This window comes from Promicromonospora sp. NPDC057138, from assembly GCF_042670845.1.
Lineage (GTDB): Bacteria > Actinomycetota > Actinomycetes > Actinomycetales > Cellulomonadaceae > Promicromonospora.
In genome coordinates this window covers 1-6295 of the sequence record NZ_JBHUUX010000122.1, presented here as the reverse complement: position 1 = coordinate 6295, position 6295 = coordinate 1, and the positions used below count along the sequence as shown (strand labels likewise).

The following is a 6295-nucleotide window of genomic DNA, read 5'->3' as shown; positions in this document are numbered from 1 at the left end:
ACACTCTGAGCGCTCAGAGTGCGACTACTCCTACGTTCGACGCCGCGGACGGTGGCCGCCGTCCGCGGCGCCGGCGACCCGGCGTCAGTTGACGATCGTGCCCTTGGGGACCACCGTCAGGCCGCTCTCCGTGACCGTGAAGCCGCGTGCCCGGTCCTCGTCGTGGTCGACGCCGATGCGGGCCCGCTCGTTGACCACCACGTTCTTGTCGACGATCGCCCGGTGGACGTGCGCGTACCGGTGCACCTGGACGTCGTCCATCAGCACGGAGTTCGACACGTTCGACCACGAGTGCAGGTGCACCCCGGGGGACAGGACAGACCCGGCGGCCTGCGCCCCGGAGATGAGCACGCCCGGCGACACGATGGACTCCGCCGCGTGCCCCATCCGCCCCGGCCCGGCGTGCACGAACTTCGCCGGCGGCAGCCCCGTGTAGCCCGTGTACAGCGGCCAGTCGTAGTTGTAGAGGTTGAAGATGGGGTGCACCGCGATGAGGTCGGTGTGCGCGTCGTAGTAGGAGTCGATGGTCCCGACGTCGCGCCAGTAGCCCCGGTCGCGCTCGGTGGAGCCCGGCACGTCGTTGCGGATGAAGTCGTAGACGCCGGCCTCGCCGTCGGCCACGAACGCGGGGATGATGTCGCCGCCCATGTCGTGCCGGGAGTCGGGGTTGGCGGCGTCCTTCGTGACGGCCTCGACCAGCGCGTCGGCGTCGAACACGTAGTTGCCCATGGAGGCGAGGATCTCGCCGGGGGAGTCGGGCAGCCCCGTGGGGTCGCTCGGCTTCTCCAGGAACTCCCGGATCTTGGTGGGGTCGGCGGGGTCGACGTCGATGACGCCGAACTGGTCGGCCATGCCGATCGGCTGCCGGATCGCGGCGACCGAGGCCCGAGCGCCCGACTCGATGTGCGCGTCGACCATCTGCGAGAAGTCCATGCGGTAGACGTGGTCGGCGCCGACCACGACCACGATGTCGGGACGCTCGTCGTCGATGATGTTGAGGCACTGGTAGATCGCGTCGGCGCTGCCGAGATACCAGTGCTTGCCGACGCGCTGCTGCGCCGGCACGGGCGCCACGAAGTTCCCCAGCAGCGGCGACATGCGCCAGGTCTTGGAGATGTGGCGGTCCAGCGAGTGGGACTTGTACTGCGTCAGCACGACGACGTGCAGGTAACGCGAGTTGACGATGTTGGACAGGGCGAAGTCCACCAAGCGGTAGATGCCGCCGAAGGGCACTGCGGGCTTGGCGCGGGCGGCGGTCAGCGGCATCAGCCGCTTTCCCTCGCCGCCGGCGAGAACGATCGCGAGGACGCGGGGGGCGGAAGCCATACGCCGAGATTAGGGCTTTTCGGCCCGCTCCGCAGGTGGCGCGCTGTGACATCCCGCGCGCTACCTTTGGCCTGTGTCCGACGCCGCAGCCGTACCCCGCCCAGAATCCACCCCTCCGCTCCGCGTGGACCTGCTCACCCGCGAGTTCCCGCCGCACGTGTACGGGGGCGCCGGGGTGCACGTGGCCGAGCTGGCCGCCGTCCTGGGACAGCACGCCGAGGTGCGGGTGCGCTGCTTCGACGGCCCGCGCGACGCCGCGACCGAGGCGTCCGGCGTCACCGGCTACGAGACCCCGAACGCGCTCGCGGCCGCGAACCCCGCCCTGGCCACCCTGGGCACGGACCTCGTCATGGCCGACGACGTCGCGGGCGCCGACCTGGTCCACTCCCACACCTGGTACGCCAACATGGCCGGCCACCTGGGCGGGCTGCTGTACGGCGTGCCGCACGTGGTCACCGCGCACTCCCTGGAGCCGCTGCGTCCGTGGAAGGCCGAGCAGCTCGGCGGCGGCTACGCGCTCTCCTCCTGGGCCGAGCGCACCGCCTACCTGGGCGCGGCCGGCGTCATCGCCGTCTCCGCGGGCATGCGCGCCGACATCCTGCGCGTCTACCCGGAGCTCGACCCGGAGCGGGTGCACGTTGTGCACAACGGCATCGACCTGTCGGGCTGGCGCCGCCCCGCAGCGGACGACGCCGCGGCCCAGGCCAGCGCCGCGGTGACCGTGCGCCGCTACGGGATCGACCCGAACCGCCCGGCCGTCGTGTTCGTCGGCCGGATCACCCGGCAGAAGGGCCTGCCGTACCTGCTGCGCGCGGCCGCCGAGCTGCCGCCCGAGGTGCAGCTCGTGCTGTGTGCGGGCGCGCCCGACACGCCGGCGATCATGGCCGAGGTCGTGGGCCTGGTCGAACGTCTGCGCGAGTCTCGCACCGGCGTCGTCTGGATCGAGGAGATGCTCCCGCGGCCCGACCTGATCGCCGTCCTGGCGGCGTGCACGGTCTTCGTGTGCCCGAGCGTGTACGAGCCGCTCGGCATCGTGAACCTGGAGGCCATGGCCGTGGGCCTGCCCGTGGTCGGCACGGCCACCGGCGGCATCCCCGAGGTGGTCGACGACGGCGTCACCGGCCTCCTGGTCCCCCTCGAGCAGGCCGACGACGGCACCGGCACGCCGCTCGACCCCGACCGATTCGTCGCCGACCTCGCGGCGGCGCTCACCCGCGTGGCCACCGACCCGGAGGGCGCCGCGGCGATGGGGGCGGCGGGCCGCGCTCGGGCCGAGGAGCACTTCACCTGGTCGGCGATCGGCGACCGCACGATGGAGGTCTACCGCCAGGTGCTCGCACAGGGTCAGGCGACCTGGCCGTAGGTCGCGGCGCTCATCGCGTGGCGGGCCGTGCGGTCCACCTCGCGCAGCGCCGTGGAGCGCTGGTCGACCTGGAAGACGTTCACGGCGCCGCCGTCGTCCACCGTGCCGAGGGCGACGATCGCGCGCAGACGGCTGGCGAGGTCGAGCACGCGGGCGCGCCGGCCGTCCAGGTGCGGCACCGGCCACGACGACGTGGTGGCGGACCGGATCCGCTCGATGGCGTCGGCGGCGTCGTCGCGCCAGCGGGCGACGTCGAGCTGGTCCAGGGCGTCCGTCGCGGTCATCAGGCTCGTGCGCAGCTCACGCTCGGCGTCCGAGATCGAGCCGATGGCGCCGTGCAGCAGGGTCGTCCACGCGGGGACCTCCAGCACGTGCCACGTCACCATGTGCCCGGGCTCGATGTGGCTGCCGAACGCCTGGACCCGGGGGACCGCGGCCCAGCTCCCGCCAGGCGTCGTGATCACCACGCACTCGCCGGCCTCGGTGGCCTCCAGGTTGGCGACCGCCGGCACGCCCGCCGCATCGCCGGCTGCGGGCAGCAGCGCGCAGACCTCGCGCGGCCCCGTCGTCCAGGCGGTGAAGAGGGTGTCGAGGTCGGTGCCGTCGGCAAAGCCGGGTAGCCCCTCCACGGTGTGCGGCTCGTCGTCGCCCACCACGGACTTCACGGCGTCCGAGGTGTCGCCTACGCCCTGCAGCCACAGGGCGAGCAGCACGCTCCGGGGGAGGGCCTGATCGGTGTCCACCGCAGAACTGTAAATGACTCCTCCTCAGGTAGGGTCGGTGGTCATGAGCTCGGTTCTCCAACTCGCGGGCGTCACCGTCCGTCGCGGCACCTCGACGATCCTCGATTCCGTGGACTGGCAGGTGAACGAGGGAGAACGCTGGATCGTTCTCGGGCCGAACGGCGCGGGCAAGACAACTCTCCTCCAGATTGTCGCTGCGCGCCTCCACCCGACGTCGGGGACGGCCACGATCCTCGACTCGTCCCTCGGCAAGGTCGACGTGTTCGAGCTGCGCCCGCGCATCGGGATCTCGAGCGCGGCGCTCGCCGAGCGGCTGCCGACGGCGGAGTCCGTGCGCGACGTCGTGCTGACCGCCGCCTACGGCGTGACGGGCCGCTGGCACGAGAGCTACGACGAGCTCGACGAGCAGCGCGCCAAGGACCTGCTGGCCGCGTTCGACGTCGACCACCTCGCCGACCGCACCTACGGCACCCTCTCGGAGGGCGAGCGCAAGCGCGTGCAGATCGCCCGCGCGCTCATGACCGACCCGGAGCTCCTGCTGCTCGACGAGCCCGGCGCGGGCCTCGACCTGGGCGGCCGCGAGGAGCTGGTCGGCGCGCTGTCCGAGCTCGCGAACGACCCCGCCTCGCCCGTGCTGGTGCACGTGACCCACCACGTCGAGGAGATCCCGCCGGGTTTCACGCACCTGCTGCTCATGAAGAAGGCCGGCATCCAGGCCGCCGGGCCGATCGAGGAGGTCCTCACCGCGGACAACCTCTCGGCGGCGTTCGGGCTGCCGCTGATCGTGGCCCACGGCGGCGGGCGCTGGCTCGCGCGCGCGGCCCGCTGACCCCGTTATCGGGGCCTCGCGGGCGGCGTCGAACTTGAAATAGTCAGCGCGATAAAGAAATCAAGTTGAAACGTCGTTTTCGCTACCACTGTGTCAGTGGACCTTGGTAAAGTCCGGGCAAAGGTCCGAGGTGGCGGTAGATTCACCGCGAGGACCCGCCGGCGGAGAAGGTCTGTCGGCGACCGGTCGCCAGCCGGAATGGACGCTCGGAGGGAGCAACCCATGGCGTGGTTGTGGTGGGCAGGCGCGGCGCTGATATTCGCGTTGATCGAGCTCTTGTCGTTGGACTTCGTCTTCATCATGTTTGCGGGCGGCGCGCTGGCCGCGGCCGTCGCGAACGGGGCAGGGACTCCGCTGTGGGTCCAGGCCATCGTCTTCGTCGTGGCGTCGGTGGTGCTGCTCGTGACGCTTCGGCCCACGCTGATCCGCCACCTGCGCAACAGCACGCCGAAGGCGCCCACCAACGCCGAGGCGAACGTAGGGCGCACTGCGTCGGTGGTCCAGGAGGTCAGCACGGCGTCGGGGCTGATCAAGCTCAGCGGCGAGGTGTGGAGCGCGCGAGCCGTACCCGGCTCGCCTCTGCTGCCCGCCGGCACTAGCGTTCGTGTGGTCCAGATCGACGGCGCGACCGCTGTTGTCGAGCCTGCCGTCGAGCCGGTGTAGCCGCCTGGCGCCTGGGCGCTCCTCGTGAGGTAGTTCCAGCGTGATGCAGTCCGGCCAAGCCCAGACAGAAGCGTGCTGTTCAAGTCAGAAGCGTGAAATCCGTCCGTGCGGGCCCCAAGGTGCCCGCGTAAGGAGACGTCGTGGAGTCATTCGGGCAAGTCCTGCTCTATCTGATCATTGCCCTGGTCGTGATCGTCGGCATCGTCGCGGTGATCCGTGCCGTGCGGATCGTTCCGCAGTCAGTTGCGCTCGTGGTCGAGCGCCTGGGCCGGTACTCGAAGACGCTCGACCCCGGCCTGCACGTGCTGGTGCCGTTCGTCGACCGAGTCCGCGCCGGCGTGGACCTGCGTGAGCAGGTCGTGTCGTTCCCGCCCCAGCCGGTGATCACCAGCGACAACCTGGTGGTCGAGATCGACACCGTCATCTACTTCCAGGTGACGGACGCGAAGTCCGCGGTCTACGAGATCGCGAACTACATCACGGCGATCGAGCAGCTCACCGTCACGACGCTGCGTAACGTCATCGGCTCGATGGACCTGGAGCAGACGCTCACCAGCCGTGACCAGATCAACGGCCAGCTCCGCGGCGTGCTCGACGAGGCGACCGGGCGCTGGGGCATCCGCGTCAACCGTGTCGAGCTCAAGTCGATCGAGCCGCCGCCCTCGATCCAGGGCGCGATGGAGCAGCAGATGCGCGCCGAGCGGGACCGCCGTGCCGCGATCCTCACCGCAGAGGGCATCAAGCAGTCGGCGATCCTGACCGCCGAGGGTGAGAAGCAGTCCGCGATCCTGACGGCCGAGGGTGCCGCGCAGTCCCAGATCCTCCGCGCCGAGGGTGAGTCCCGCGCGATCCTCCAGGTCTTCGAGGCCATCCACCGCGGTGACGCCGACTCCAAGCTGCTGGCCTACCAGTACCTGCAGATGCTGCCGAAGATCGCGGAGGGCACGTCGAACACGACGTGGGTCATCCCCACCGAGTTCACCGCAGCGCTGGGCAGCATCGCCAAGGGCTTCGGCGGGGCGCCCGGCACTCCGGGCATCCCGACGCCGCCGGATGGCGACGAGCCGTCGGGCGGACCCCGGACCGCGGTCCTCGACAGGCCGCTGCTGCAGGACCCGGGCGAGGCCCTCGCCGAGGCGCAGCGCCAGGCCGAGGCCGCCGTGGCCGACGCGACGAGCGCCGGCACCCGGTCGGGCGAGCCGTTCGACCCGACCCGCGAGCGCGGGCAGCGCCCTGAGGGTGGCGCGACGCCGCCCCCGCCGCCGGTGCCCCCGGCCCCGCCGGCCGGCTGAGCCCGAGGGATCCGCGAAGTAGAGCGCGGGATCCGCGAAGTAGAGCGCCTGTCCGGCTCTCCCTGGTGACCCCTGGGAG

General features: G+C 71.3%; 6 protein-coding genes. 4 read left to right on the top strand and 2 right to left on the bottom strand.

The genetic code is table 11. The features are described from left to right. Positions 1-84: 84 nt before the first annotated feature. Positions 85-1326 carry a glucose-1-phosphate adenylyltransferase gene (glgC, locus tag ACFT2C_RS28785; RefSeq protein WP_377210534.1) on the bottom strand — a complete coding sequence of 414 codons (1242 nt, stop codon included), beginning with the start codon at positions 1324-1326 and terminating at the stop codon, positions 85-87. A gap of 73 nt (positions 1327-1399) precedes the next feature. On the opposite strand from glgC, the gene glgA reads away from it, so the two are divergent. Continuing rightward, positions 1400-2689 (top strand): glycogen synthase, encoded by a 1290-nt coding sequence (gene glgA / locus ACFT2C_RS28780; protein ID WP_377210533.1) that lies wholly within the window; start codon positions 1400-1402, stop codon positions 2687-2689. Here the strand turns inward: glgA and ACFT2C_RS28775 are convergent. Next, a complete protein-coding gene (locus tag ACFT2C_RS28775; protein WP_377210532.1) occupies positions 2671-3432 on the bottom strand; it encodes a hypothetical protein in 762 nt (253 codons plus the stop codon). The genes glgA and ACFT2C_RS28775 overlap by 19 nt on opposite strands. Before the next feature lie 43 nt (positions 3433-3475). On the opposite strand from ACFT2C_RS28775, the gene ACFT2C_RS28770 reads away from it, so the two are divergent. The 3 genes from ACFT2C_RS28770 (at position 3476) to ACFT2C_RS28760 (ending at position 6216) form a co-directional block, all read left to right on the top strand. Continuing rightward, positions 3476-4261 carry an ABC transporter ATP-binding protein gene (locus ACFT2C_RS28770; RefSeq protein WP_377210531.1) on the top strand — a complete coding sequence of 262 codons (786 nt, stop codon included), beginning with the start codon at positions 3476-3478 and terminating at the stop codon, positions 4259-4261. Between the two features lie 222 nt (positions 4262-4483). After that, a complete protein-coding gene (locus tag ACFT2C_RS28765; protein ID WP_377210530.1) occupies positions 4484-4924 on the top strand; it encodes an NfeD family protein in 441 nt (146 codons plus the stop codon). A gap of 140 nt (positions 4925-5064) precedes the next feature. Beyond that, positions 5065-6216 carry an SPFH domain-containing protein gene (locus tag ACFT2C_RS28760; RefSeq protein ID WP_377210529.1) on the top strand — a complete coding sequence of 384 codons (1152 nt, stop codon included), beginning with the start codon at positions 5065-5067 and terminating at the stop codon, positions 6214-6216. Positions 6217-6295: the final 79 nt, after the last annotated feature.